20 protein-coding genes and 1 riboswitch are annotated in these 25,350 nt (G+C 72.0%); of the genes, 9 read left to right on the top strand and 11 right to left on the bottom strand.

What is annotated here, in order from left to right; translation table 11 throughout:
• Nucleotides 1–28: 28 nt before the first annotated feature.
• Both ACIP2X_RS32310 and ACIP2X_RS32315 read right to left on the bottom strand, forming a co-directional pair.
• Nucleotides 29–1,054, bottom strand: a complete 1,026-nt coding sequence (locus ACIP2X_RS32310; RefSeq protein ID WP_401679920.1) for an LAETG motif-containing sortase-dependent surface protein — start codon at nucleotides 1,052–1,054, stop codon at nucleotides 29–31.
• A gap of 621 nt (nucleotides 1,055–1,675) precedes the next feature.
• Nucleotides 1,676–1,978: a chorismate mutase gene (locus ACIP2X_RS32315; RefSeq protein WP_401679923.1), complete on the bottom strand. Its 303-nt coding sequence runs from the start codon at nucleotides 1,976–1,978 to the stop codon at nucleotides 1,676–1,678.
• A 304-nt stretch (nucleotides 1,979–2,282) separates the two neighbouring features.
• Between ACIP2X_RS32315 and guaA the strand changes: the two genes are divergently transcribed.
• Nucleotides 2,283–3,857 carry a glutamine-hydrolyzing GMP synthase gene (guaA, locus tag ACIP2X_RS32320; RefSeq protein WP_401679926.1) on the top strand — a complete coding sequence of 525 codons (1,575 nt, stop codon included), beginning with the start codon at nucleotides 2,283–2,285 and terminating at the stop codon, nucleotides 3,855–3,857.
• Between the two features lie 6 nt (nucleotides 3,858–3,863).
• Here guaA and ACIP2X_RS32325 read toward each other — a convergent pair whose 3' ends face one another.
• Nucleotides 3,864–4,337 carry a pyridoxamine 5'-phosphate oxidase family protein gene (locus tag ACIP2X_RS32325; RefSeq protein WP_401679929.1) on the bottom strand — a complete coding sequence of 158 codons (474 nt, stop codon included), beginning with the start codon at nucleotides 4,335–4,337 and terminating at the stop codon, nucleotides 3,864–3,866.
• Nucleotides 4,338–4,481: 144 nt separating this feature from the next.
• On the opposite strand from ACIP2X_RS32325, the gene ACIP2X_RS32330 reads away from it, so the two are divergent.
• The 3 genes from ACIP2X_RS32330 (at nucleotide 4,482) to ACIP2X_RS32340 (ending at nucleotide 7,495) form a co-directional block, all read left to right on the top strand.
• Nucleotides 4,482–5,276, top strand: coding sequence for a class II aldolase/adducin family protein (locus ACIP2X_RS32330; RefSeq protein ID WP_401679932.1), 795 nt, complete (start codon nucleotides 4,482–4,484; stop codon nucleotides 5,274–5,276).
• Nucleotides 5,277–5,499: 223 nt separating this feature from the next.
• On the top strand, nucleotides 5,500–6,795 hold the full coding sequence (locus ACIP2X_RS32335) for a hypothetical protein (RefSeq protein ID WP_401679935.1): 1,296 nt from the start codon (nucleotides 5,500–5,502) through the stop codon (nucleotides 6,793–6,795).
• A 166-nt stretch (nucleotides 6,796–6,961) separates the two neighbouring features.
• A complete protein-coding gene (locus tag ACIP2X_RS32340) occupies nucleotides 6,962–7,495 on the top strand; it encodes a DoxX family protein (RefSeq protein WP_401679938.1) in 534 nt (177 codons plus the stop codon).
• Between the two features lie 187 nt (nucleotides 7,496–7,682).
• Here ACIP2X_RS32340 and ACIP2X_RS32345 read toward each other — a convergent pair whose 3' ends face one another.
• Together ACIP2X_RS32345 and ACIP2X_RS32350 are read right to left on the bottom strand one after the other, a co-directional pair.
• Complete coding sequence (locus ACIP2X_RS32345) at nucleotides 7,683–7,907, bottom strand: hypothetical protein (RefSeq protein WP_401679940.1); 225 nt, start codon at nucleotides 7,905–7,907, stop codon at nucleotides 7,683–7,685.
• Nucleotides 7,894–9,327, bottom strand: a complete 1,434-nt coding sequence (locus ACIP2X_RS32350) for a PspC domain-containing protein (protein WP_401679943.1) — start codon at nucleotides 9,325–9,327, stop codon at nucleotides 7,894–7,896. The genes ACIP2X_RS32345 and ACIP2X_RS32350 overlap by 14 nt, the downstream gene beginning before the upstream one ends.
• 179 nt (nucleotides 9,328–9,506) lie before the next feature.
• On the opposite strand from ACIP2X_RS32350, the gene ACIP2X_RS32355 reads away from it, so the two are divergent.
• Nucleotides 9,507–10,805 carry a PspC domain-containing protein gene (locus ACIP2X_RS32355; RefSeq protein ID WP_401679946.1) on the top strand — a complete coding sequence of 433 codons (1,299 nt, stop codon included), beginning with the start codon at nucleotides 9,507–9,509 and terminating at the stop codon, nucleotides 10,803–10,805.
• Nucleotides 10,802–11,548, top strand: a complete 747-nt coding sequence (locus ACIP2X_RS32360) for a LuxR C-terminal-related transcriptional regulator (protein WP_401679949.1) — start codon at nucleotides 10,802–10,804, stop codon at nucleotides 11,546–11,548. Before ACIP2X_RS32355 ends, ACIP2X_RS32360 begins: the two co-directional genes overlap by 4 nt.
• Before the next feature lie 10 nt (nucleotides 11,549–11,558).
• Here ACIP2X_RS32360 and ACIP2X_RS32365 read toward each other — a convergent pair whose 3' ends face one another.
• Nucleotides 11,559–12,626 carry an NlpC/P60 family protein gene (locus tag ACIP2X_RS32365; RefSeq protein WP_401679952.1) on the bottom strand — a complete coding sequence of 356 codons (1,068 nt, stop codon included), beginning with the start codon at nucleotides 12,624–12,626 and terminating at the stop codon, nucleotides 11,559–11,561.
• Between the two features lie 513 nt (nucleotides 12,627–13,139).
• Between ACIP2X_RS32365 and ACIP2X_RS32370 the strand changes: the two genes are divergently transcribed.
• Complete coding sequence (locus ACIP2X_RS32370) at nucleotides 13,140–13,493, top strand: hypothetical protein (protein ID WP_401679955.1); 354 nt, start codon at nucleotides 13,140–13,142, stop codon at nucleotides 13,491–13,493.
• 89 nt (nucleotides 13,494–13,582) lie between these two features.
• On the opposite strand, the gene ACIP2X_RS32375 is transcribed toward ACIP2X_RS32370, so the two are convergent.
• Complete coding sequence (locus ACIP2X_RS32375) at nucleotides 13,583–14,779, bottom strand: NlpC/P60 family protein (protein WP_401679958.1); 1,197 nt, start codon at nucleotides 14,777–14,779, stop codon at nucleotides 13,583–13,585.
• 7 nt (nucleotides 14,780–14,786) lie between these two features.
• Nucleotides 14,787–14,941, bottom strand: a riboswitch (cyclic di-AMP (ydaO/yuaA leader).
• A 311-nt stretch (nucleotides 14,942–15,252) separates the two neighbouring features.
• On the opposite strand from ACIP2X_RS32375, the gene pcrA reads away from it, so the two are divergent.
• Nucleotides 15,253–17,736: a DNA helicase PcrA gene (pcrA, locus tag ACIP2X_RS32380; protein ID WP_401679961.1), complete on the top strand. Its 2,484-nt coding sequence runs from the start codon at nucleotides 15,253–15,255 to the stop codon at nucleotides 17,734–17,736.
• A 67-nt stretch (nucleotides 17,737–17,803) separates the two neighbouring features.
• Here the strand turns inward: pcrA and ACIP2X_RS32385 are convergent, their stop codons facing one another.
• Together ACIP2X_RS32385 and ACIP2X_RS32390 are read right to left on the bottom strand one after the other, a co-directional pair.
• Nucleotides 17,804–19,498, bottom strand: a complete 1,695-nt coding sequence (locus ACIP2X_RS32385) for a M23 family metallopeptidase (protein WP_401679964.1) — start codon at nucleotides 19,496–19,498, stop codon at nucleotides 17,804–17,806.
• Nucleotides 19,499–19,799: 301 nt separating this feature from the next.
• Nucleotides 19,800–20,699: an esterase/lipase family protein gene (locus tag ACIP2X_RS32390; protein ID WP_401679967.1), complete on the bottom strand. Its 900-nt coding sequence runs from the start codon at nucleotides 20,697–20,699 to the stop codon at nucleotides 19,800–19,802.
• A 666-nt stretch (nucleotides 20,700–21,365) separates the two neighbouring features.
• On the opposite strand from ACIP2X_RS32390, the gene ACIP2X_RS32395 reads away from it, so the two are divergent.
• The gene (locus ACIP2X_RS32395; protein WP_401679970.1) at nucleotides 21,366–21,782 is read left to right on the top strand and encodes a cobalamin B12-binding domain-containing protein; all 417 of its coding nucleotides are present in this window, start codon (nucleotides 21,366–21,368) and stop codon (nucleotides 21,780–21,782) included.
• A 357-nt stretch (nucleotides 21,783–22,139) separates the two neighbouring features.
• Here the strand turns inward: ACIP2X_RS32395 and ACIP2X_RS32400 are convergent, their stop codons facing one another.
• Nucleotides 22,140–23,750 carry a DUF5691 domain-containing protein gene (locus tag ACIP2X_RS32400; protein ID WP_401680244.1) on the bottom strand — a complete coding sequence of 537 codons (1,611 nt, stop codon included), beginning with the start codon at nucleotides 23,748–23,750 and terminating at the stop codon, nucleotides 22,140–22,142.
• Between the two features lie 155 nt (nucleotides 23,751–23,905).
• A complete protein-coding gene (locus ACIP2X_RS32405) occupies nucleotides 23,906–25,258 on the bottom strand; it encodes an SWIM zinc finger family protein (RefSeq protein ID WP_401679973.1) in 1,353 nt (450 codons plus the stop codon).
• Nucleotides 25,259–25,350 lie beyond the last annotated feature (92 nt).

Genomic DNA, 25,350 nt, shown 5'->3' on the forward strand with positions numbered 1-25,350 from the left:
CCTCTCCCTTTGTCTGGTTCAGGCGCGACTACGCCTGCACACCGGCCTTCTTGCGCCGGACGACGAACACCGCGCCCGCGCCGGCGACGACGGCGACCCCGCCGACCAGGCCGATCATGGGCAGCGCGGAGCTGGAACCGGTCTCGGCGAGGCTGCCGGTGGCGTCCACGTCGTTGACCTCGTCCAGGTCCTCCATGCCGCCCTGCGGCTTGGCCTCCTCCGGGTCACCGGCGTCCGAGCCCGCGGCGAGGATGTCGAAGAAGTAGATCCAGCCGTTCGGGTCGTCGGCCATCCAGCAGCCCTCGGCGTCCGAGTACTGCGCGAAGCCGCCGGTCAGACCGATGGCGTCCGGCACCTTGCCGCTCACGCTCAGGCGCAGCGGGTAGGAGGTCGACTGGCCCGCGCCGAGGCTGAACGCGGGGAAGGTCCCGCCCTCGCCGGCCGCGTCCGCCAGCGTGTTCCAGCCGCCCTTGGCCTTGTCGAAGACCTGGACGGTGATCTGGCCGGAGTAGTCCTTCTCGTCCCAGCCGAGCGCGGCGACGCCGATCAGCGGCTTGATGTTCTTGATCTCCTCGTCGCCGTCGTTGGAGACGTCGAAGGAGAACTCGGTCCAGCCGCTGCCCGCGACGATCGTGTCGGGCAGGCCCGACAGGCCGCTGGTCAGGTCCTCGCTGAGGCCGACGGACTCCTCGTCCGCGTTCTCGCAGAGGTCCTGCTCCGGCGCGGAGCTGCTCGGGGAGGGGCTCACCGAGGCGCTGGCCGAGGGCGAGGTGGAGCCGGACGGCTCGGTGGTGGCGGTCGCGGAGGCGCTGCCCGTCGCGGTCGGGTCCGTGGTGGCCGACTCACTGGTGCCGTCGGACGGCGTGCCCGGGTCGCTCGCGGTGGGCGACTGCGTGTCGGACGGGGGCGGGGAGACGGTCGCCGTCTCGGTGACGGACTCCGAGACGGTGGGGCTCGGCGAGTCCGTCGCGTACGCGGCCGGTGCCGCGAGCAGCGCCATCGGGGCTATCGCGGCGGTCGCTGCGGCGGCTGCCAGGGCACGGCGAAGCTTCATCAAGACCTACCTGCTGAGTCGAAGGGCTCCGCGTATGGGGGTACGGCTGTTGCCCTGGGTTCTTGCAGGTTTGATCACTGGAGTCACTGAATGGTTGTCCGCGCTTCACACAGAATTTATGTGAGCTGGATCACTTCGATGGGGTGCGGTTTGGGTGGGGAGACCCGGGGCAGCCGGTGGGACGGGTGAGTGGGCAAGAGAAGGGCCCCGCGGGGCGGAGCCGCGGGGCCCTTCTTTCGTCAGCACCGGCGTCAGGGCAGCGCCGGTGCCTGGGAAGCGGCGCCGGGGGGTTGCGCCGCCTGCCTCCGGATGGTCTCGACCTCGGGTACGTCTCACTTCGGGCAGTTCCGCCGGCCGGCCCCGGGCGTCCCCGGAGCCGACCGTTCTCTTGGGTGACCGGGCTGCTGTCCCCTGCCGTCCGGTCACTTCCTGGAGCGAGGTCCCACGACGCACGGCACGATCCGTACGTCTCATCGCCCCAGCGAGCCACGCGTGGTTCTTTCGGGCCCGCCCCTGGCTGGCACGGACACCGGGACCAACGAAGCCCGCCGGGCGGCGGTCACGCGCCGTACGGGTGAGAGGGGGTGCGAACTCAGATGCGACCTCTGGACAGTTCGAACCTCAGACACGGCCGCGGCAGAGTTCGAGCAGCGTCATGGCGAGCGTGGTGCCCGGCTTGCCGAGCTCCTGCCGGTACCGGCCGAGCACCTCCATCTCGCGGGACAGGTTCACGCGCCGGCCCCCGGAGGTGATGCGGGCCTCCTGGATCACCGCCGAGACGGCCATCCGTTCCTGGATCAGCCCGATGATCCGGTCGTCGAGCGCGTCGATGCGTTCCCGCGCGCCGCTGATCACCTCGGCGGCCTCAGCGGTACGGGCGCCGGTCTTGTCGCCTGCGGCGGTGGTGGTGGAGGTGGGGGTCATGATCGGGGCTCCTCGTCGGGTGGGCCCCGGAACGGACAAGGCTCCTGGAACGCCGAACGCCCCGGACCTTGTCGGCCCGGGGCGCCTGGGAAGTCGCTTGTCAGTTGCTCAAGCAGCACGACCATGGCAGCCGGCGGGCCGGTTGCCATAGGTAAAGCGGAAGGTCGCGTGCGAGAGCATGCCCCCAGTATGCCGCGGCCTCCCACGGCGGCCAATCCGGTTCGGATCCTGAGACGGCGGTCACGTGCGGCAGCCCCGTTAGAATCGGTGGTACAGCCCTTTTCAAGCCGCCGGAAGGCAACCCGTGTCATCAGCGACCCCCGCCGCCCCCGACACCGTCCTGGTCGTCGACTTCGGTGCGCAGTACGCCCAGCTCATCGCCCGTCGCGTCCGCGAGGCCCGGGTCTACAGCGAGATCGTGCCGAGCACCATGCCGGTCGAGGACATGCTCGCCAAGAACCCGGCGGCGATCGTCCTGTCCGGCGGCCCCTCGTCGGTCTACGAGGAGGGCGCCCCCCGCCTGGACCGCGCGATCTTCGAGGCCGGGGTCCCGGTCTTCGGCATGTGCTACGGCTTCCAGCTGATGGCGCAGAGCCTCGGCGGCACCGTGGACAACACCGGCGCCCGTGAGTACGGCCGCACCGAGCTGCACGTCTCCCGGTCGTCCTCCACCCTCTTCGAGGGCACCCCGGACGAGCAGGCCGTGTGGATGTCGCACGGCGACGCCTGCTCCGCCGCCCCCGAGGGCTTCTCCGTCACGGCCTCCACGGACGTCGTCCCGGTCGCCGCGTTCGAGAACGACGAGAAGAAGCTGTACGGCGTCCAGTACCACCCCGAGGTCATGCACTCCACGCACGGCCAGCAGGTCCTTGAGCACTTCCTGTACCGCGGCGCCGGTCTCTCCCCGTCCTGGACCACCGGCAACGTGATCGAGGAGCAGGTCGAGGCCATCCGCGCGCAGGTCGGCGACAGGCGCGCCATCTGCGGCCTGTCCGGCGGTGTGGACTCCGCCGTGGCCGCCGCCCTCGTCCAGAAGGCCATCGGCTCCCAGCTGACCTGCGTGTACGTCGACCACGGCCTGATGCGCAAGGGCGAGACCGAGCAGGTCGAGAAGGACTTCGTCGCGGCCACCGGCGTGCAGCTGAAGGTCGTCGACGCCGAGGAGCGCTTCCTGAACGCCCTCCAGGGTGTCTCCGACCCGGAGGAGAAGCGGAAGATCATCGGCCGGGAGTTCATCCGCGTCTTCGAGCAGGCGCAGGCGGAGATCATCGCCGACGCGGGCCCGGCGGTGGAGTTCCTGGTCCAGGGCACGCTCTACCCCGACGTCGTCGAGTCCGGCGGCGGCACCGGCACCGCCAACATCAAGTCCCACCACAACGTCGGCGGGCTGCCCGAGGACCTCGAGTTCCAGCTGATCGAGCCGCTGCGCAAGCTGTTCAAGGACGAGGTCCGGATGGTCGGCCAGGAGCTGGGCCTGCCGGAGGAGATCGTCCAGCGCCAGCCCTTCCCGGGACCGGGCCTCGGCATCCGTATCGTCGGCGAGGTGACCAAGGAGCGGCTCGACCTGCTCCGCGACGCCGACGCCATCGCCCGCGAGGAGCTGACGGCGGCCGGCCTCGACCGGGACATCTGGCAGTGCCCGGTGGTGCTGCTCGCGGACGTCCGCTCGGTCGGCGTCCAGGGCGACGGCCGGACGTACGGCCACCCGATCGTGCTCCGCCCGGTCTCCTCCGAGGACGCCATGACGGCCGACTGGTCGCGCCTGCCCTACGACGTCCTCGCCCGGATCTCCACCCGCATCACCAACGAGGTGCGCGACGTCAACCGGGTCGTGCTCGACGTGACGTCGAAGCCGCCGGGCACCATCGAGTGGGAGTAGCGGGCCCTACGTGCGCTTGAGCGTGCGCAAGGGAGAGCCGGGCTGCCAGATCTGGACGACCAGGTACCTGTCGTCCTCGACGTAGGTCCTCACGACCTCGGTCAGCTCGGTGCGGAAGAGGTGGAACGGCTCCGGCGGTTCCACCTCTTCGTGGTACCGGGCCTTGGTCGCGTCGTCCTCGACCTCGACGGCCCGCCCGGCGACCCGCACGTCGCCGCCGCCCATCGACGTTCCCTCCCCGGGGTTCGCCTGGAGCGCGAAGCGCGCGTCGCGGCGCAGGTCGAGGGCCTTGAGCGAGTCCGGCATCATGCCGAGCCACAGCTCACCGGCGAGAAAGCGCACCTCGATCCCCGTGGTGCGCGGGGCGCCGTCCTTGCGCAGGGTCGCGAGGACGTGGTGGGTGTAGGAGCCGAAGCGTCCCTCGACGGTCCTCGCGAGATCGGGTTCGGCGGTGGTGAAGGATGCCCAGTTCGCTGCCATACGAGGAGTCTGGCGCCGAAACCCGACACCTTCTGTCCGGTATGCGCGGCGCCGGAGTGTCGTTCATCCCGGCCGAAGCCCTGGTCTCCTGCGCTGACCGCGGGTAACTTCCGCTCCGTACCGGAACCCAGCGCCGGAGGACCCATGTCCGCGCCCACCCCGCCCCAGCCCCTGCCCACCGACCGGCTGCAGTTCGCCATGCCGCCGATGTACGAGTCGGTCGACGACGAACGCCGGCACCGCAAGGAACGGCTCGCGGGGGCGCTGCGCATCTTCGGGCGGTACGGCCTGGAGGACGGCGTCTCCGGGCACATCACCGCCCGCGACCCCGAGTACTCGAACTGCTTCTGGGTCAATCCGTTCGGCATGCCCTTCCGCCACGTGACCGTCAGCGACCTCGTGCTGGCCAACGCGGAGGGGCAGGTCGTGGAGGGCCGCTACCACGTCAACCAGGCCGCCTTCACCGTGCACGTCCAGGTGCACGACGCCCGCCCCGACGTCGTCGCCGTCGCCCACTGCCACTCCGTGCACGGCCGCGCCCTGTCCGCCCTCGGCGACCTGCTCGACCCGATCACCCAGGAGAGCTGCGCCTTCTACGAGGACCACGCGCTCTACGACGCCTACAGCGGTGTGTCCGTCAACCCCGAGGAGGGCCGCCGGATCGCCGCGGCGCTCGGCACCCGCAAGGCCCTCGTCCTGCGCAACCACGGCCTGCTGACCGTGGGCGACTCGGTGGACGCGGCGGCCTGGTGGTTCGTGTCCATGGAGCGCTCCTGCCAGGTGCAGCTGACGGCGAAGGCCGCGGGCCGCCCGGTCCTGATCGACCACAAACAGGCGGTGGCCACCCGGGAGCAGCTGGGCGGCGACCTGGTCGCGTGGATCAACTACCAGCCGCTGTGGCAGGACATCACACGCACAGAGCCCGACCTGCTGTCCTAGGAGAAGCTCTCCGTCGTTCTCCCAGCCGGGTCAACACGGCGACCCGCCGTTCACCCGAGCCGACAGAGGTGACCCGACCTGCCGAACGCGGGCCGGGTGTCGTAGGGCACAATTCGCAGACATCGCGGGGGAGTTGCACGGGCCCGCCGGGAGTGGCCCCGACTCACCGACGAGCGGGGCGGACCAGTGGGGCACGGGGATTCGCGGAAGGCGGGCGTCGGGCGTGGCGGTGCAGGAGGCGAGGCAGGGCGCGGAGGCGCGCACGGGCGCGTTCGGGAGCGCCCACGACGGTGGCTGCACCTGCGGGGACTGTCCGCACGGCGCCCGTGCGGGACATCGGCGGGCGGTCGCCGCCTTCCTGCTCCAGCGTGACGAGTTCGCGGCCGGGCAGAACCTGCCCGCGGCCGTGGCCCACTCGGCGTCGGCCTCCCGCCAGTGGGTCTCCGACGAACTGACCCAGTCCGCGGCCGCGGTCGCCGAACGCGCCCGCGCCGAGGGCGAGGCCTGGCTGTCCCGCCTGTGGCGGCGCACGGCGGTCGTGGTCTGGGCGCTGGTCCTGCTGTTGCTGCTCGGGCAGTCGCTGACGGCGATCGGCGCGGGCTGGACGTCGGCGCGCACCGCAGGACTGCTCGCCGCGGCACTGGTCGCGCTGGCCCTGACGGCGGCCTCCTTCTTCCACCGGGCCCGGGGCGGCGTACTGGCCCCCGTCATCGGCGAGGACAACCGCCTGTCCACCTCCCGCGCCGTCGCCGCGATGTGGGTGCTCTTCGTCGCCTACGCCGTCCTGGTGCTGGCGGGGCGACTCGCCGCCGCCTCCTCGCCCGGTGCGCGCGACGAGCTGATCACCGGCCTCGAACTCGCCCGGGGCGCCGGGGTGGTCACCGTCCTCGCCGTCGCCTGCGGCATCGCCGTCGTGGTCCGGCGGGTGGTCGGGCTGCGCGTCCTCGGGCAGCGGCTCCAGAAGGTCCGCGCGGACCGGCCGAGGGCCGCCGACCTGCTGACGGACGACTCGGGCCGGGGCACCTTCGCCGACATCCAGTACGTCGTCATCAGTGCCGTCGCCCTGGTCTTCGCGGCGGTACGGCTGGCCCGCCGTCCCGACCAGCTGCCCGACCTGCCCTGGGGGCTGGCGGTGGTCGTCCTCGTGTCGGCCGCCACCTATCTCGCCGGCAAGTACGCCGAGGGCGGGCGGCCCGTCGTGCTCTCCGTCGTCCGCGCCCGGGAGGCCGGTGACCTGGACGCGCCCATCCGCACCGGCGAGGACATCGAGATCCGCGGCGCGGGCTTCGTCCCTCCGGGCGCCGGCACCGCCGACCGCCTCTCCCGCATGGTCGTCCGGATCGGACCAGTCCACGTCCATGTCCCGCTGGTGCCGATCACCGGCGGCTTCAGCAACCCCACGGACGCCCTTCTGACCGTGCCGGTACCGGCCGAGGTGGAACCGGGCCGGGTGGAGGTACGGGTGGTCACGGCCGCCGGAGTGGAGACGAACGCGTACGTCATCGACGTGACGGAGTAGCGGCGTCGGGGGTCGCGCTGACAGCCGCGTCCCGCGCGAGCAACGACTCGAACGAAGCGCCGAGCGTTATGCAATCGGGCCTGTTCGTGGTTGAGCGGGTTCTTCCTTTCATACGTATGGTCTTGTGAGGGCCACGGCACGGCGTGCGAGAGGCGGCTACGCATCGATGACTCACAGTATTCGTACCGATACCCGAAGTGCCCCCTACGACGGCGGTCGCGGCGACTGGCGCGACACGGCCACCCGCTTCGCCCTGCTTCCCCTGCGCATCTTCCTCGGCATCACCTTCATCTACGCGGGGCTCGACAAGCTCACCGACAGCGCGTTCCTCCAGGAGGCCGGCTCGGGCTCCATCGGCGACACGATGCGCACCGTCCGGGACTCCTCGGCCATCCCGGCCCTCGTCGACCTCGCCCTGGAGAACCCCGTCGCCTTCGGCTACGCCATCGCGGCCGGTGAACTCGCCGTCGGCATCGGCACCCTGCTCGGCCTCCTCTCCCGCCTCGCCGCCCTCGGCGGGGCGCTGATCTCCCTCAGCCTCTGGCTCACCGTCAGCTGGGCCTCCGACCCGTACTACTACGGCAACGACCTCGTCTATCTGATGGCCTGGATCCCCCTCGTCCTGGCCGGTGCGTCGGTCCTCTCCGTGGACGCGGCGTTGCGGTCCCGGCGGCGGCAGCGGTCGGGCGGATACCACTAGCCCGGTCCCTTCCGGTTCCTACCGGTCCCTCCCGGTTCCTACCGGTCCCCGCGCGGGCCTGCTCGGGCTCGTTCGGGCGTAGGCAGGAGGCCCTGAGCGGGCATCGTGGCGCCGGGCTTCCACGGTCCGTCAGCGAGTGGGCAGGGGCGGGCAGGAGTGCCGGTGCGCGCCGCGGCGGCGGAACGTGTCAGCGGGCCGCGCCCGCCCGCTCCCCGCGGCGCGCGCGGCGGCGTATGCCCCGGCCCACCATCCCCGCCACGGCGGCCAGGCACAGGCCGCCCACCATCAGGGGGAGCACCGCGAACCACGGCGTCTCCCAGGCGCCCTCCGCGTCACCGGCGTACACGACGCCCGCCGCGGTGGCGACGACTCCCACCACCAGCCTGCCCGGCTGGAACTCATGACGCGGCACGACTCACCTCCACCTGACCGACGCCCACCTTGAGGTCGAGATCGACCGTGCCGGCGTCCTTGGCACCCGCGGCCGGAGCGAGCGTCACCTCGCGGTACTTGCCCGGCTCCACGTCCACGTCCTTCTTCCGGTCGCCCGGCAACTGGATGTCGCCCACCCCGACGTCGATGTTCGCCCGCACGGTCACGTCCGGCGGCACGATCACCCGCAGCCGGCCCACACCCACCTCGGCGTCCGTGGACACCGTCTGACCCTTCGCCGGATCCAGGCGGCTCAGGTCAAGGGTGCCGACGCCGGTGCCCAGGTCGTATCTCGGTGCCACCTCGGTCACCGCTGCCGGCCGCCAGGTCGTGCGCATCCACTCCGTGCCGATGTTCTTGGGCAGCGCCGCGGCGGCGGCCAGCAGCCCCGCCGTGAGGACGGCCAGGAAGATCGAACCGGCCCCCGTACGGCCGAGGAACGAACTGACGGCGATACCCAGCCCGATCACGGCGAGGGCGCAGGCCAGCCCCGTCTGCAGACTCGTCCCCAGCGGCTGGTCCTGCCAGGTCACACGGGTGCCGAGGGCCCCCGCGACCAGGGCGAGCAGGAAGACCCAGCCGCCTATCCAGCGCGGACCGCGCTGCTTGTGCGGTGCCGTGCGCGGAGTGAAGGTGGCCTCGGGGCCGGTGTCCGTGGCGAAGCTGATGTTGACCGCGGCCGCGATGTCGCGGTCGGCGGAGTCGCTGGGGCCCCACAGATAGCCGGTGCCGCCGACGTGCGTGCCGTCCTTGACGATCGGGTCCCGCCACCAGGAGGGGTAGGCGTCGGCGACCGGCGGCGCCATCGCCTCCGGCGGCGCGTCCGCCGCGGCCTGCGCCGCCAGCGGGTCGGGATCGGGGGCACCCCGGCGCTGCGACCAGTAGCCGGCGCCCGCGAGCAGGAGGGAGAGGATGACGGCGAAGGTCAGCACACCGCCGTTCTTCAGCATCGCCAGGAAGATCCCGCAGCCGACCAGCGCGAACAGCACGGCGGCGAGGGCCTGTCCGTCGACGCGGCCGGTCAGGAGCTTGCGGACCTCGTTCTGGTCCCTGTCGTCGTAGGGGACGAAGAGCCAGGCGAAGCCGTAGAAGAGGAGACCGATACCGCCCGTCGCGGAGAGCACGGCGAGGGTGATCCGGAAGATCACCGGGTCCATGTCGCACTGCCGCCCCAGTCCGGCGCACACACCGGCGATCATCTGGTGCCGCCGGTCCCGCCGGAACCGGTGCGGGGGCTCCAGCCGCGTGCGGCCGTCGGGCGATCCGGGATCGCCGGGTGCTCCGGCTCGGCCGGGCGATCCGGGTCGGCCGGGCGCTCCGGGATCGCCGGGCACGCCAGAGCCCTCGGGTACGCCGGCACCGCCGGGCACGGCATCCGTGGCGTGCTGGTGATCGGTCATGGGTCCATGGTGACGGGCGAGTCGCCGTGGCGGGAGTCGGTATGACCCTGGCCGGACCCTGATATCACCCCTGAGCCGGGACGGGGGAGGCGTTCGACCGGCCCGCTGTTCGAAGATCAGGGGAGTCTCGGGGGTCGACCCTGATGCTCCGGCCCGCCGGTCGTGTGACCATCAATGGCATGCCGGAAGCCGCAACCGCAGCAGCGCCTCTCGACGAACCGCGGCCGCCGCGCAAGCTCTACCGCAGCAGTGACGGACGCTGGCTGGGTGGCGTGGCGCGGGGGCTCGCCGGCCATCTCGGCCTGCCCGTCATCTGGGTGCGTCTGGTGTTCGTCGGCCTGTTCACGGCCGACGGTCTCGGCGCGCTGCTGTACGCCGCCTTCTGGTTCTTCGTGCCGCTCGGCGTCGGTGGCGTCGAGGCGCAGAGGCCGCCGTCGCTGGTCGCCACCGAGACTTCTCCCGACGGCCGCAGGAAACTCGTGACCCGCAGACCGGACAAGGGCCAGATCGTCGCCCTTCTCCTCATGGTCGTCGTGGCCATGGTCTTCGTCGGCAATGTGAACCTGGGCGGCGGCGCCCAGGCCTACCTGCTGCCCGCCGTGCTGGTCGGTGCCGGTGTCGCCCTGGTCTGGCGCCAGGCGGACAACGCCCGCCGGGCCCGCTGGGTCGAGGTCGGCCGCCGCAAGCGCACCCTCAACCTGCTGCGCGCGGTCGCCGGCGTCCTGCTGGTCACGGCCGGTGTCACGGGCGTCTTCGTGCTCCAGGGCTCCGCGGCCCACCTCGGCTCGGTGCTCCAGGCGGCCCTCGCGGTGCTCGTCGGGATCACGCTCCTCGCCGGTCCGTACCTGGTCCGTATGACCCAGGACCTGTCCGAGGAGCGCCTGATGCGTATCCGCGCCCAGGAGCGCGCGGAGGTCGCCGCCCACGTCCACGACTCGGTGCTGCACACCCTGACGCTGATACAGCGCAATGCGGAGAACCCCGGCGAGGTGCGCCGCCTGGCCCGCGCCCAGGAGCGCGACCTGCGCACCTGGCTCTACAAACCGGAGGGCACCGGCAAGGACGAGGCCGACGAGCCGACCACCCTCGCCGACGCGGTGCGGCGCAACGCCGCGGAGATCGAGGACAAGCACGGAGTCCCCATAGAGGTCGTCGTGGTCGGCGACTGCCCACTCGACGAGCGGATCGGCGCACAGATGCAGGCCGCGCGCGAGGCAATGGTGAACGCCGCCAAGTACGGTGGCGACGGCGGCGCCGTACAGGTCTACGCCGAGGTCGAGGGAAAGACGGTCTTCGTGTCCGTCCGGGACCGCGGTCCCGGCTTCGACCTCGACTCGATACCCGCCGACCGCATGGGCGTCAGAGAATCGATCATCGGCCGCATGGAGCGCAACGGCGGCACGGCCCGGCTGCGGGCGGTGCCGGACGGCGGCACGGAGGTCGAGCTGGAGATGGAGAGGGCGGAGAAGACGTCATGAGCGACCCGACCGAGGCGAACGGAACGGCGGGAGCGGACGAGTCGGCCGAGCCCGCGCGGACGACGGGCGGCGGTGAGGGCGGGCGGCACGTGCGCGTGGTGCTCGTCGACGACCACCGGATGTTCCGCACGGGCGTGCAGGCCGAGATCGGCCGGACCGACGAGACCGGCGTCGAGGTCGTCGGCGAGGCCGCGGACGTCGACCAGGCGATCACGGTCATCACCGCGACCCGCCCCGAGGTCGTCCTCCTCGACGTGCACCTGCCGGGCGGCGGCGGCGTCGAAGTGCTGCGCCGCTGCGCCCCGTTGATGGCCGACCCCGAGCAGCCGGTCCGCTTCCTGGCGCTGTCCGTCTCGGACGCGGCCGAGGACGTGATCGGCGTGATCCGCGGCGGCGCCCGGGGGTACGTCACGAAGACGATCACGGGCACCGACCTGGTCGACTCGATCTTCCGGGTCCAGGAGGGCGACGCGGTCTTCTCGCCGCGTCTGGCCGGCTTCGTGCTCGACGCCTTCGCCTCCACCGACGCGCCGCCGGTCGACGAGGACCTCGACCGCCTCACCCAGCGCGAGCGGGAGGTCCTGCGCCTGATCGCCCGCGGCTACGCCTACAAGGAGATCGCCAAGCAGCTGTACATCTCGGTGAAGACGGTCGAGTCGCACGTCTCGGCGGTGCTGCGCAAGCTCCAGCTCTCCAACCGGCACGAGCTGACCCGCTGGGCGACGGCCCGTCGGCTGGTGTGACGAACCCGCGTCACACCACCCTGGTCGCCCCGGCGAACGGCATCTGGTCGATCGGGGCCAGGCGCACCGGGGCCGAGGGGTTGGGTGCGTGGATCATCTGGCCGTTGCCGACGTAGAGGCCCACGTGGCTGATGCCGGAGTAGAAGAACACCAGGTCGCCGGGGGCCAGTTCGGAGCGGGAGACGCGACGGCCGGCGTCGATCTGGGCGTAGGTGGTGCGGGGCAGGGCCACCCCGGCGGAGCGGTACGCGGCCTGCGTCAGGCCCGAGCAGTCGAAGGCATCGGGGCCGGTGGCGCCCCAGACGTAGGGGCTGCCGAGCTTCTGGTAGGCGTACGAGACGGCCGCGGCGGCACGGGAGCTGGGTGCCGCCGTCGTGGCGGAGCCCGGGGCCTCAAGGGCGTCGCGGCCGGCCGTCGAGGCGCGCGAGGCGCGGTCCGTGCCGTCGCCCTCGGCGAAGCGCGCCCGCTCCTCGGCGGTCAGCCGGGACAGTAACCGCCGCGCCTCGTCCAGCTTGCCGGTGACGGTCCTCTTGTGCCGGTTCAGCTCGGCCTGCCGGGACTGGAGGGAGGCCAGTTCGACGCGGGCGGCGCCGCGCAGTTGCTCGATCTCCCGCAGCTGCCGGCGGACGCGTGTGACGGCGGCCGCCTGCCGGTCACCGGCGCGCTCGGCGAAGGCGGCGCCGTCGAGATACCGGTCCGGGTCGTCGGAGAGGGCCAGTTGCAGCGCGGGGTCCAGGCCGCCGTCGCGGTACTGGGCGGCCGCGTACGAACCGAGCGCGTCCCGGGCCGAGTTGAGCCGCTCCTCCTTGCGGGCCGCCTCGTCCTGGAGGCCGCCCAGCCGTTTGCGTGCCGCCCGGGCCTCCTCCTGCACGCCGTTGTACTTCTCGGTGGCGACCTCCGCCTCCTGGTACAGCTTGTCCACCTTGGCCTTGACCTGCTCCGGCGTCAGCTGGGGCTCGGCGTGGCCGATCCCGTCGAGGCCCGTCGCGGTCGCCGCGCCCGCGAGGGCGATCGTCGCCGCCGTGCGGGCCTTGGTGCCGTGGGCCGAGCGTGGTCGGGGCTTGCGGTGGGCTGCCACGTGGACTGCACGTCCTTTCGTACGACTCGGGCGACCGCCGGTCCGTACGGCCACCGGGTGGACGTACGACCGCGCCGGGGCGGCTGACGCGTCCGGCGGCGCCCCGCACAGGGGATGCGGGGCGCCGCCGGACCTTCTCGGCGGTGGTGTCCGGCTGCCGCCTCTGGCCTGGGGCGGCGGTGGGGAGCCGGTCACCTGGTGGAGGACGCTAAACCCGGGCGTGTCGCTGTGGTGACGTCTTGTGCGGAAGTGACGTCAGGGGAACGCCGGGTGACCGTATGTGATCGGGCGCGCGATTCGGCGCCGACTCCTTCACGCGGCGCGATGACCGATGCGGCGATTCCGGGCCGGGCGGGAGCGCGGGGCTGCTATGGGGCGCATATATGCAGACGCATTGCGCCAGGGCGGGCCGGTGCCAGGTGGCCCGGTGTCGGGAGGCCGCATGTAGGGGAGCCCGGTGTGAGGCAGCCCGGTGTGGGGCGGGCGCGCCCCTCCTGATTAGGCTCCGGCCCCATGGACGTACTCATCCACCTCTTCGTCGGCCTGCACATCATCGGCATCGCCGCCCTCCTCGGTGGCTTCCTGACCCAGATGAAGGCGATGGGCCAGGGCACCGCGCGATTCGTCCCGGCGATGCTGCACGGCGCAGTGACCATGCTGGTCACCGGCGTGATCCTGGTAGGCCTCAACCAGGCGGACGACCAGCCCGTCGACAACATCAAGATCGGCGTGAAGCTGGCGCTGCTGATCGTGATCCTCGGCCTGGTCTACGTGAAACGGGACGACGAGAAGGTCGACAAAGACATGTTCGGCCTGGTGGGACTGCTGACCGCGGCGAACGTCTTCATCGCCGTGCTCTGGACCTGACGCCCGCCCCACGCGCGCGTGCCGCGGAAACCGCCGCACGCGCGCGTGTGCCCTTCGGCCGCCTCCGCGACCGCCTCGCCGTGCCGGTGTCAGGCCGGGCGGACGACGCTGTGGATGGAGGACTCGCCGTCGTAGTAGACGGACTCCTCGCGGACGTACGCGCCGGGCTTCGGGGCGTGGATCATCATGCCGTTGCCGATGTACAGGCCGACGTGGGTGACGTCGTCGTAGAAGAAGATCAGGTCGCCCGGCTGGGCGGCGGTGACGGAGACCGTCGTGCCGGCGTCGACCTGGTCGTAGGTGGTGCGCGGGAGGGTGACGTCGGCGGCCTTCCACGCGGCCTGGGTGAGGCCCGAGCAGTCGTAGGACTCGGGTCCGGTGGCGCCCCAGACGTACGGCTTGCCGATCTGCGCGCGGGCGAAGGCGAGCGCCTTCTCCGCCTTGGTGGCGTACCCGGTGTCCGAGGCGGAGTCGCCGGAGCCGGTATCGGTGCCCGTGCCGGTCGAGGAACCGGCGCCCGGGGAAGCGGCGCCCGAGGACTCCTGCTCCTGCTGGGCCGCCTCCTGGCGCCGCTGCTCCTCCGCCTGCTGCCGGGCGAGCTCGGCGGCCTTGCGCTCGGCCTCCTCCTGCTTCTTCTTCTCGATCGCCGCGAGGCGGGCCTTCTCCTCGGCGGTCAGGTCCGACAGCAGCTGCCGCGCGTCGGCGAGCTTCTTCTGGACGGTGGCCTTGGCCGACTGCAGATCGCTCTGCGACTCGGTGAGCGTCTCCAGGCTCCGTGTGGCCTCCTGGCGCTTCTTCATCGTCGCCGACTGCTCGCTGAAGTACTCGTCGACCGCGCCCTTCTGGCGGTTGGTCAGACGGCCCATCAGCTGGTTCTGGTCGAAGTAGTCCTGCGGGGAGTCGGCGAGCAGGAAGGTGGCGGTGTCGGGGACGGAGGCCCCGGTGCGGTACTGGGCGGCCGCGTACGTCCCCAGTTCCTCACGCGCCTCGTTCAGCTTCTGGGTGCGCTGGGCGACGTCGTCCAGGAGGGTGTCGACGCGCTTGCGCTGTTTCGCGGTCTTCTCCTTGGCCGCGTTGTACTTCTCGGTCGCCGACTCCGCCTGTCGGTAGAGATCGTCGACCTTCTTCTCGACCTCCTCGAGGCTCGGCTTGTCGTCGGCCGAGGGCTCGGCATGGGCGGTCTGGGAGAGCAGGGCCACGGAGGTCAGGGCAGCGGTGGCGAGGGCCGGTGTGCGTATGCCTGCCACCCGCGCGCCGGTGGGGCGCGACTTGCGGTGCGACGCCAAAGGAGGCGACTCCTTCCATCTGCCGCCTACCGGGTTAGCTGTCGGGTTCGGGCGGGTGGTTCGGAAGGGTTGCCCTACGACCCGCTCCCCGGAGGGATATGGGTCGATTCACCCCAAGTTCGGTGGGTCCCCGGCTCCGGCTGCCTTGGGCGCATCGGACTCGGCGGAGGCCGCGCGGCCCGGCGACGTTCGCCGGTAAGAGTCGTGCGGCCTGTCCGGCACCGTAGCCAACTCGTGTGGCCCGTGTGAAGGTTGGTGGGTGATATGCCCGATACATTTTCGTGACCTTCAGTCAGTGGTCACGCGCCGCGTGAGGCCGTGTTCGGACCGTGAGCGCTGGTCGGCGCAGAGGTCCTGGTGACGGCGGGCCGGGCGGTGGCGGGCCGGGGCCGCGGTGGCCGTCGGCCCCGGGGCCCGGGATGTTTCCGGGGCGGCAGCGGGTTGTCGGTGGGGCGCCCTAGACTCGGAGAGCGATGAGCAGCCTCTTTGACGACAGCTTCCTGGCGGACCTCCAGGCCCCACGGGCCCACGAGGAGCCTCCGCCGCCGCCCGAGGACGATCACGCTCCGGAGTCGCTGCCGGACGATCTGTTCGGCGGGAAGTTCGACGCGCCCCCGGACCGTGACGCCTACTACCGCGACGGCGCCCCGCGCCCCGCCCTGGACGCCGCCACGCTCCTGGAGGGGCTGAACGACAACCAGCGCGCCGCCGTCGTCCACGCCGGGTCCCCCCTGCTCATCGTGGCGGGCGCGGGTTCCGGCAAGACGCGTGTCCTCACCCACCGCATCGCCCACCTCCTCGCCGAGCGCGGGGTGCACCCCGGCCAGATCCTCGCGATCACCTTCACCAACAAGGCCGCGGGCGAGATGAAGGACCGCGTCGAGCGGCTGGTCGGCCCCCGGGCGGGCGCGATGTGGGTGATGACCTTCCACAGCGCCTGCGTGCGCATCCTGCGCCGGGAGTCCAAGAAGCTCGGTTTCACGTCGTCCTTCTCGATCTACGACGCCGCCGACAGCAAGCGCCTGATGTCCCTGGTCTGCCGCGACCTGGACCTCGACCCCAAGCGCTACCCGCCCAAGTCCTTCAGCGCCAAGATCAGCAACCTCAAGAACGAGCTGATCGACGAGGAGGACTTCGCCGCCCAGGCCACCGACGGCTTCGAGAAGACCCTCGCCCAGGCCTACGCGCTGTACCAGTCACGCCTGCGCGAGGCCAACGCCCTCGACTTCGACGACCTGATCATGACGACGGTCAACCTGCTCCGCGCCTTCCCGGACGTCGCCGAGCACTACCGCCGCCGCTTCCGGCACGTCCTGGTCGACGAGTACCAGGACACCAACCACGCCCAGTACGCCCTCGTGCGCGAGCTCGTCGGCACCGGCGAGCGCGCCCCCGAGGACGCCGACGTACCGCCCGGCCCGGACGACCTGCCGCCCGCCGAGCTGTGCGTGGTGGGCGACGCGGACCAGTCGATCTACGCCTTCCGCGGCGCGACCATCCGCAACATCCTCCAGTTCGAGGAGGACTACCCGAACGCGACGACGATCCTGCTGGAGCAGAACTACCGCTCCACCCAGACGATCCTCTCCGCCGCCAACGCCGTCATCGAGCGCAACGAGTCCCGCCGCCCCAAGAACCTGTGGACCAACGCCGGCACGGGCGCGCGCATCACCGGCTACGTCGCCGACTCCGAGCACGACGAGGCGCAGTTCGTCGCCGACGAGATAGACCGTCTGACGGACGCCGGCGACGCCAAGGCGGGCGACGTCGCGGTCTTCTACCGCACGAACGCCCAGTCCCGCGTCTTCGAGGAGATCTTCATCCGCGTCGGACTGCCCTACAAGGTCGTCGGCGGCGTCCGCTTCTACGAGCGCAAGGAGGTCAGGGACGTCCTGGCCTACCTGCGGGTGCTCGCCAACCCGGAGGACTCGGTGCCGCTGCGCCGGATCCTCAACGTCCCCAAGCGGGGCATCGGGGACCGGGCGGAAGCCATGATCGACGCGCTCTCCCAGCGCGAGAAGATCAGCTTCCCGCAGGCGCTCAAGCGGGTCGACGAGGCGTACGGCATGGCCGCGCGCTCCACGAACGCCGTCAAGCGGTTCAACACGCTGATGGAGGACCTCCGCACGATCGTGGACTCCGGTGCCGGACCGGCGACGATCCTGGAGGCCGTGCTGGAACGCACCGGCTATCTGGCCGAGTTGCAGACCTCCACCGACCCCCAGGACGAGACCCGGATCGAGAACCTCCAGGAACTCGCCGCCGTCGCCCTGGAGTTCGAGCAGGAGCGCGCGGAGGGCGAGGCCGGGACGCTGGCCGACTTCCTGGAGCAGGTCGCGCTGGTCGCCGACTCCGACCAGATCCCCGACGAGGAGGACGGCGACGGCGTCATCACGCTGATGACGCTGCACACCGCCAAGGGACTGGAGTTCCCGGTCGTCTTCCTCACCGGCATGGAGGACGGCGTCTTCCCGCACATGCGCGCCCTCGGCCAGACCAAGGAACTGGAGGAGGAGCGGCGGCTCGCCTACGTCGGCATCACCCGCGCCCGCGAGCGGCTGTACCTCACCCGGTCGGTGATGCGCAGCGCCTGGGGCCAGCCGCAGTACAACCCGCCGTCCCGCTTCCTGGAGGAGATCCCGGGAGCGCACCTGGACTGGAAGCGCACGGGCGCACCCGCCGCCCCCGCGGGCCCGGTGTCGGGCGTGGCGGCCTCCCTGTCCTCGTCCCGCTCACGCTCCTCGGCGGCCGGCGCGTCGGGCTTCGCCACCCGGCGTACGGCCGAACAGCCGGTCGTCGCGCTGGCGGTGGGGGACCGGGTCACGCACGACCAGTTCGGGCTCGGCACCGTCGTCGCGGTGAAGGGCACGGGTGCGAACGCCGAGGCGACGATCGACTTCGGGGACACCAAGCCGAAGCGGTTGCTGCTGCGGTACGCGCCGGTGGAGAAGCTGTAGCCGCACGGGCCGGATCCGGGGGTTCCGTCATCCGTCACGGAGCCCCCGCACTACGGCGCGGGACGCCTTACGAGGGGTCGATCCCGTGGCTGCGCAGCCAGGACAGCGGGTCGATCGCCGCGCCGCCGCCGGGGCGCACCTCGAAGTGCAGGTGCGGGCCGGTCGAGTTGCCGGAGTTGCCGGAGAACGCGATCGCGTCGCCGGCCTTGACGGTCGTACCGGAGGCGACCTGGTAGCTGGAGAGGTGGCAGTACCACGTCTCCGTGCCGTCCATCGCCGTCACGATCATCATGTTGCCGTACGCGCTGTTGTACTCGGTGCGGACCGTGCCGTCCGTCGCGGCCATCACCGTCGTGCCGTACGCGACGGGGAAGTCGATGCCGGTGTGCACGGACATCCAGTTGATGCCGGACTGGCCGTAGTAGGCGCTGAGCCCGTGCTGTGCGACCGGCAGCGCGAACTTGGGGCGCAGCCGCTCCTTGCGGGCCGCCTCCTCCGCCGCACGCTTCTTCTCGGCCTCCTGCTGGGCCTTGAGGTCGATGCGTTCCTGCGTGCGGCTGACGCGGTCGCCGAAGTCGTCCGCCTCCGCGGTGAGGCTCGTGAGCTGGGTGTCCAGCTGGTTGTTTGCGGCGGATGGTTTCACCGCCTGCGCGTCCGCGGCCGTCGTCGTGGTGGCGTCCTGCTCGTCCCCGGTGAAGGTGCCGACGGAGGCGGCGGCGATACCCGCCACGCCCATCACGCACGCCGAGGGCACGGCGACGGTCAGCAGCGCGGACCGCTTGGCGGGCGAACGGCGACGGGAGCGGGACCCGCTGCGACCGGCCGCACGGCCCGCCGGGAGAGGGGTGACCTCCTCCTGGCCGTCGAGGAGGACAGGGGCATCGGGCCCCTCGCCGGTGCCGTCCGCCCGGCCGTGGCCGGCTTCACCGGGGTCGACCTGCTCGAACGTCGCGGTCGCCAGCTGGTCGAAGGGGACGGCGTGCTGCTCGAAGTCGTTGTTCTGCTGGGTGAACTCGCCGGTGTGCGGGTCGAATTCACCGGTGTGCTGGTCGAACGAGCCGGCCTGCTGGGGGAACGAATCCGCCTGCTGGGACAGCGGGTCCGACTGCTGGGGGAACGACTCGGTCGGGTGGTGGAAGGCCTCGGCGTGCTGCTCGAACGCCTCCGAGTGCTGCTCGAAGTCCTCGGTGTGCCCGCTGCCGCGCCCGCCTCCGTCGGAGTTCCACTGCGTGGCGTCGTAGGCGCCGGTGTCGAAGACCTGTGTGCCCCACGCCCACTGCTGGGTCGGGTCGGCGGGGCCGCCCTGCTCGGGCTGGAGCCACGCGCTCGCGTCCCACTGACCGCCGGCGTCGACCGAACCGGCCTGCGGCGGGATGAGGGGGAGCTGCTGATGGTCTCCGCCGGTCCAGGCGGTGGCGTCGTAGGCGCCGGTCTCGTAGGCGGTCGGGTGCTGGGCCGCGTACGGGTCGTAGCCGACCGTGTGGTGGCCGCCGGTGGACCACTGCGTCGCGTCGTACGCGCCGGTGCCGTGGCCGCTTCCCGTGAGGTCCCCGAAGAGGGGGTCGGCCTCGAAGGTCGTGGTGGCGGTCGGGGCGTTCGGAGCGGGGTGGCCGCCGGCGCCGAAATCGGCGGCGGGGTAGGCGGCATAGGGGGTGAAGTCGCCGTACTGGGCTTCCGGGGCGTACGACGCGTAGTGCGCCGAGGCGGCTTCGGAAGCCGGAGCCGGGGTGGTCATGGACCCCGACGGGTGACGGTCGTTCACCAACTTCTCTTTCGCCTCGACAACAGGGGCTGGCAGAGCAGTGCGGCGACTGTACCCGGCGGTACGCGGGCACGACAATCTTCCGCAGGTTTCGCGCGCGCAGGAAACGGGCATTCGGCCGTGTTTCGGGGGACTGCGGGCACGGCTTTGGGGCTGTGTTCGAAGAATGTTCGACGTCGACGGCTGTGCCGAGGCGCCGAGTTGGCCCTGCTGCCCGGTGGCCGTCAGGTGTCCGGGGAACGACGGCGAGGGGCCGATGGGTGACGCGTGGGCGACTGGACGGATACCGGCGGGGGGTCCGTCAGGCCACGGTGAGGCCGCCGTCGTGGGCGGTGGCGGAGGGCTCGGTGTCCTCCGCGGGACCGTGGTACGTGCCGTCGAGGGCCTGGCGTATGCCGGACGCGACGGCGGGGTGCACGGGAAGTGCCAGGTGGCCGATGCCGGTGACCCGGACGTTTTGCGACAGCAGGTCGGGATGGTCCAGGCAGGCCGCTTCCAGCGGGTCCATCAGGTGATCGAGGTCGCTCCAGAAACTCACGAACCGCGTACGGCAGCCGGGCGTGGGCAGCGCCAGCTCGTCGAGGACGGCGGAGCCGGGGCGCATCTGGCGCACTATGGGGTGCGCGTTCGCCAGCGGCGCGACCCGCGTCCCGGAGTGCGGCGTACCGAGCGTGACGAGCGTGCGGACGCGGGCGTCACCGGCGAGTCGCTGCACGTAGTAGCGGGCTATCAGCCCACCGAGGCTGTGGCCCACGATGTCCACCTGGTTGCTGTCGGTGCGCTCGCAGATCTCCTCTATGTGCCGGCCGAGCAGTTTGGCGGCCGTGCGGATGTCGCAGGTCAGCGGGGAGTAGTTCAGGGAGACGACCTGGTCCCTGCCGTGCTGGGCCAGGGAGCGGCGCAGCAGCAGGAAGACCGAACGGTTGTCGATGAAGCCGTGCAGCAGGACGACCGGGGGCTTGCTGTCCGTGGGGAGCTGGGCGGCGCCCTCGGGGACGGGGAGCCGGACGGCCGGCGCGCGGCGCTCCTGGATGATGCCGGAGGGGTACAGGATCAGGTGCCCGGCCAGGATCGCGATCTCCAGGGCGGTGGCTTTCAGCAGGGCCATGGACAGTCCCGCGAGGCTGCCCGGGATCGGGAGCAGCTGGCGGTAGAGCGGTTCAAAGGGCTGCAGAGCCCTGGTGACCTGCGTGACCTTCATGGCCGACCTCCCGTCGGCACACGGTGGACGTCTCTGTCCGTCGTGTGCGTCCGTGGGAGTCGCGGTGGAGGATCGATGATCGACGGGGCGCGAAGGGTGGGCGCGGGGCGCTGGGTGGTTCGGGATCTGCGCGGGATACGGGTTGGTGCGGGGGTGGAACGGGTTTGCAGGTTCTGTTGTCCCGGTGCTCCGGCGGCGGGTCACGCGCTGTGCGGTCGCTGCCGCCTGTCTGCTGTTGTTCTGCGCTGTGCCTTTGCGTGAGGCCTCTTGAGTGCGGTGAGGCTGATGGGATCTCGGTGATGGATTGTGTGGCCTGCGCTACGTGCCGTTGATGCCCTTCGTACCTGCGTCGATGTGCCTCACCGTCCGCGGCGCGCGGCTCGCGGCGCGGGGGTGGGGCGCCTCGTTGCGGCTCCCGTTGCGCGGGGTCCCTGAACTCCGCGCGTACGAATGTGTCCCACTATGTGATTTCCCCCTCGGTCCACATCGTAAAACTGCCGGTGATGGGCTGCTAGCGATAACGTTCGTTCACTTCCTCGGTGGAGGTGGGGTCCGGCGGCACGCTCCGGGGCCCTCGGCGCGGGTGGCGCGCCACACGTACGGGCATCAGGGATCTGTGCGGTACTTGTCGGTACGGATGGATGTATTCGCTTCATGGAGGCAGTGATGGGTGTGGCAGCCGGTCCGATCCGCGTGGTGGTGGCCAAGCCGGGGCTCGACGGTCACGATCGCGGGGCCAAGGTGATCGCGCGGGCGCTGCGCGACGCCGGTATGGAGGTCATCTACACCGGCCTGCACCAGACGCCCGAGCAGATCGTCGACACCGCGATCCAGGAGGACGCCGACGCCATCGGGCTGTCGATCCTGTCCGGAGCGCACAACACGCTGTTCGCCGCCGTGATCGACCTCCTCAAGGAACGTGAGGCGGAGGACATCCTGGTCTTCGGCGGCGGGATCATTCCCGAGGGGGACATCGCTCCGCTGAAGGAGAAGGGTGTCGCCGAGATCTTCACGCCCGGCGCGACGACCGCCTCCATCGTGGAGTGGGTCCGGGCGAACGTGCGCCAGCCCGCGGAGGCGTGAGGTCTGCGCTGGTGGGGCGGGGTCGCGCCTTCGCGCGCCGCGTTTCGCAGGACCGCCGGGGCGGGGTTTTTTCGGGGCGCTGAGGTGTGGTTCCGGTCGATTGCTCCATTCGGGTGACGGGGTGGGGCGGGGGCGGGTCGGGGATCCGTGCGTGCCTTGTTTCCGTGATCGCCCGTGATCACCGTGAGCGCGGGGGCGGGCGCCTGGGCGGGGCCGGTGGGTCCCTGGTGTGCGGTCGGTCCGAGGGGTGGGCCGTCCGAATGATGGGGCCGTCCGAATGATGGGGCCGTTCGAGTGGTGGGGCCGTTCGGATGGTGGGGCAGGCCGGGCGGCGCGTGGGATCCCCCGCGGGGCGGGTCAGGGACTCAGCTCGGCGGCCAGCGCGGCCCGCAGCCGCAGGGTCGTCACCAGGCGCTGGAAGGCTTCTGCCCAGTAGCCGCCAGCTCCCGGTGACGCGTTCTCCGCCTCCTCGGGTATCGCCAGGAGGCCGTCGAGACGGTTGGCCTCGGACGGGTCGAGGCAGCGCTCCGCCAAACCCATCACCCCGCTGAAGCTCCAGGGATAACTCCCCGCGTCCCGCGCGATGTTGAGGGCGTCGACGACCGCCCGTCCCAGGGGAGCGGACCACGGCACCGCACAGACGCCCAGCAGTTGGAACGCCTCGGACAGGCCGTGCGCGGCGATGAATCCCGCTACCCAGTCGGCCCGCTCCTCGGCCCCGAGGGTGTCCAGCAGCTTGGCCCGCTCGGCCAGCGAGACCGCGCCGGGGCCGCCGGCCTCCGGGGCCGACGGCGCGCCGAGCAGGGCGCGGGACCAGGCGGCATCGCGCTGTCTGACCGCCGCCCGGCACCACGCGGCGTGCAGCTCGGCCTGCCAGTCGTCGGTCACCGGGAGTGCCACGATCTCCTCGGGCGTGCGGCCGCCGAGCCGTTCCCGCCAGGTCGCGAGAGGCGCCGCCTCCACCAGCTGCCCGAACCACCAGGAGCGCTCACCCCGGCCCGCCGGTGCCTTGGCGATCACGCCGTCCCGTTCCATGCTCGCGTCGCATTCGTGCGGCGCCTCGACGGTGAGCGACGGGCCGTCCCCCGCCCGGTCCGTGCCCGTGCGGTCCACGGCCACGCAGGCGCCGGCCCGGACCGCCATCCGTGCGGCGAGCGCCGAGCCGGGCAGTGCGGAGAGCAGCTCCGCCGCGGTCGCCCGTACGTTGCGGCTGCGGTCGGCCAGGGCCTGCTCCAGGAACGGCTCGTCCTCGGCGGTGAGGTTCTTGCGCAGGGAGTCGAGGAACATCAGGCGGTCCTCGGCCCGTTCCGTGGACCAGGTCGACGCGAGCAGCTCCCGCGCGGTGGCGGGTGCCTGGGCGCGCAGTGCGCCCAGGAGCGAGACCCGCTCCGCGAACAGCCCCTCCTGCCAGAGCTGCCGCACCTTCTCCGTGTCCTCCAGGTGCGGCAGCGCGGTGCCCCCGCCCGGGGTCGCGCGCAGGGCGAAACGCCACTCCTGGTTCAGTCGCGCCAGCCACAGCGCGCGCGGGCCGGCGAAGGTCAGGGCGGCGGGGCGGAGGTCCGTACGACCCCGCGCCGCGTCCAGCAGGGCCGGCAGCGCTTCCGGGGGTGACGCGTAGTGGTGGGCGTTGGCCAGCGTGAGCCACTGGGGCAACAGCTCCATGAGATCCGGCGCCGTGCCCCGGCGGCCCCCGCCGGACACGCCGGGACGGTCGGCCAGCAGCAGGGCGAGTCTGCGGGCCGCGGCGGCGGGGAGCGGCGGACGCGGGTCCTCCGGGGCAGGCTCCGGCCGGGGCGCCGGCCGTGCGGGACGCAGGCCGGCCCTGCGTCGTACGGTCTCCGCGGCGGCGGCGTCCAGCAGCGCCACCGGTGCTTCGCGGTCCGGCGCGGAGGCCGAGGGCGGCGGGGTGCGGCGGTCCGTACCCAGCAGGGCGGTGGTGACCAGGTCCTCCCAGAGGGTGGCGCTCACGTGTCCGTGGTCCTGGGTTTCACCTGCGTGACCGTGGTCGGCGGTGGTGCTCGTCCGTCCGTCGTCGGCGGCGCCTTCCGGGGCCGACGGCGTCACCGGGGTCGTGGTCCTGTTCACGAGAGTCCTCTCGGGTCCGGTGGAGTGGAGCGGAGCGGTCAGCACAGCGGTACCGCCGTTCCCTCGTCCCGCGCCCAAGCGGTCAGCGGAGTGAAGCCCTGATGTCCGCACTCGCCGAAGACCTTGACGGGCGCGCCGCCCGAGAGGGCGACGAGGCGCCAGAGGCCGGCGCGGGAGCGGGCGGCAGGCGTGAGGGGCAGCGCGGCGTCCTCGTCGGCGTCCGCCAGTTGCCAGGAGTCGCCGTCCGGGGTCGGTATGACGCGCTCCAGGGTCACCGGAACCGAGTCGAGCCAGGGGTCGGCACGCAGGGCTTCCCCGTAGCGGGCGGCGGCCTCGGCGGTCGTCACGCCCCGGGGTCGTACCGCCGCCGGTGCCGGTGGAGCGAACCGTTCGCCGAGGGCCGCCCGCACCTGACCCGCCCCCGGGTAGGCGGACACCTCCGCCTCCAGGGCCAGGCCGACCGGCAGCGCGAGCTCCGGAGCGCGGCCCGCCACCCCGTAGGAGAGGAGAAGGGCGGTGCGGTCGGACTCCACGCCGTACAGCCAGATCCGACGCGTCGTCAGCCGGGTGTCCGCCGTGTCGTACTGGGCGAGGACCAGCCAGCGGTCGCGCACCGGCGGGCCGTCCGCCGCGGCGGGCAGACCGATCCGGGAGCGCACCGTCGCCGCCAGGGGCTCCGGCAACCGGTCGCGACGCAGCCAGCCCTGGTCGAGCAGGTGGAGGAGCGCGCACTCCTCCAGCAGCCGCACCGGCCAGCCCGGCCCCGACCCCGGAACCGCGCCCAACTCCCTTACCCGAGCAGCCAGTCCGGGTGCCTGGGCGTCGACCATGCGGGCCGCGGTCTCCTCCCACAGCCCGTACCCCGCCTGCTCGGCAGCGGCCAGGCCGCCGCGCAGCAGGTCCGTCAGACGCTGCTCCAGCTCGGTCGCACCCGCCGTGATCCGCTCGGCGCGGCGCTCGGCCCGGCGCCGGGCGGCCTCCGGATCAGCGGCGGCAGGAGAAGCCGCGGTGCCCGACGTCCGCTTCTCCGCGGCGCGTTCCCGTCTGCCGGCGATCCACTGCTCCGCCCAGTCCGGCGCCTGGCCCGGCGGCACCGCGCCGTCGTCGCCCGACCAGAGCAGCAGCAGCCCGAGCGCGTGCTTGCACGGGAACTTGCGGCTCGGACAACTGCACTTGTACGCGGGGCCGGACGCGTCCGCGATGTCGATGATCGTCTGGTACGGCTTGCTGCCGCTGCCCTTGCACAGTCCCCATACCGTCCCCTCCTCGGAACACCCCGTCTCGGACCACGGCCCGGCCGCCCCGAGTTTGCTTCCCGCCTTGCGTGACGTGGCGTCAGGCGCCAGTGCCAGCACCTGATCCGCGGTCCAGCGCACCCCCTGCTGAGTCATGTCTTCGACGGTAGATCCCCCCACTGACAATCGGCCCCGCGAGCGCGTTCGTGCAGGTCGGAGCGCATTGTCAGTGGTGTGGTGCAACGTGG

The sequence above is a fragment of the Streptomyces sp. NPDC089424 genome (genome assembly GCF_044749345.1).
In the GTDB taxonomy this organism is placed as follows: Bacteria; Actinomycetota; Actinomycetes; order Streptomycetales; family Streptomycetaceae; genus Streptomyces.

What these genes read in the sequence shown, in the direction of transcription:
- ACIP2X_RS32340 (WP_401679938.1), top strand. Translation starts at nt 6,962, where the DNA reads ATGACTCACAGTATTCGTACCGATACCCGAAGTGCCCCCTACGACGGC.
- ACIP2X_RS32370 (WP_401679955.1), top strand. Translation starts at nt 13,140, where the DNA reads ATGGACGTACTCATCCACCTCTTCGTCGGCCTGCACATCATCGGCATC.
- pcrA (WP_401679961.1), top strand. Translation starts at nt 15,253, where the DNA reads ATGAGCAGCCTCTTTGACGACAGCTTCCTGGCGGACCTCCAGGCCCCA.
- ACIP2X_RS32350 (WP_401679943.1), bottom strand. Translation starts at nt 9,327, where the DNA reads ATGACCGATCACCAGCACGCCACGGATGCCGTGCCCGGCGGTGCCGGC.
- ACIP2X_RS32310 (WP_401679920.1), bottom strand. Translation starts at nt 1,054, where the DNA reads ATGAAGCTTCGCCGTGCCCTGGCAGCCGCCGCAGCGACCGCCGCGATA.
- ACIP2X_RS32325 (WP_401679929.1), bottom strand. Translation starts at nt 4,337, where the DNA reads ATGGCAGCGAACTGGGCATCCTTCACCACCGCCGAACCCGATCTCGCG.
- ACIP2X_RS32355 (WP_401679946.1), top strand. Translation starts at nt 9,507, where the DNA reads ATGCCGGAAGCCGCAACCGCAGCAGCGCCTCTCGACGAACCGCGGCCG.
- ACIP2X_RS32395 (WP_401679970.1), top strand. Translation starts at nt 21,366, where the DNA reads ATGGGTGTGGCAGCCGGTCCGATCCGCGTGGTGGTGGCCAAGCCGGGG.
- ACIP2X_RS32330 (WP_401679932.1), top strand. Translation starts at nt 4,482, where the DNA reads ATGTCCGCGCCCACCCCGCCCCAGCCCCTGCCCACCGACCGGCTGCAG.
- ACIP2X_RS32360 (WP_401679949.1), top strand. Translation starts at nt 10,802, where the DNA reads ATGAGCGACCCGACCGAGGCGAACGGAACGGCGGGAGCGGACGAGTCG.
- ACIP2X_RS32390 (WP_401679967.1), bottom strand. Translation starts at nt 20,699, where the DNA reads ATGAAGGTCACGCAGGTCACCAGGGCTCTGCAGCCCTTTGAACCGCTC.
- ACIP2X_RS32405 (WP_401679973.1), bottom strand. Translation starts at nt 25,258, where the DNA reads ATGACTCAGCAGGGGGTGCGCTGGACCGCGGATCAGGTGCTGGCACTG.
- ACIP2X_RS32315 (WP_401679923.1), bottom strand. Translation starts at nt 1,978, where the DNA reads ATGACCCCCACCTCCACCACCACCGCCGCAGGCGACAAGACCGGCGCC.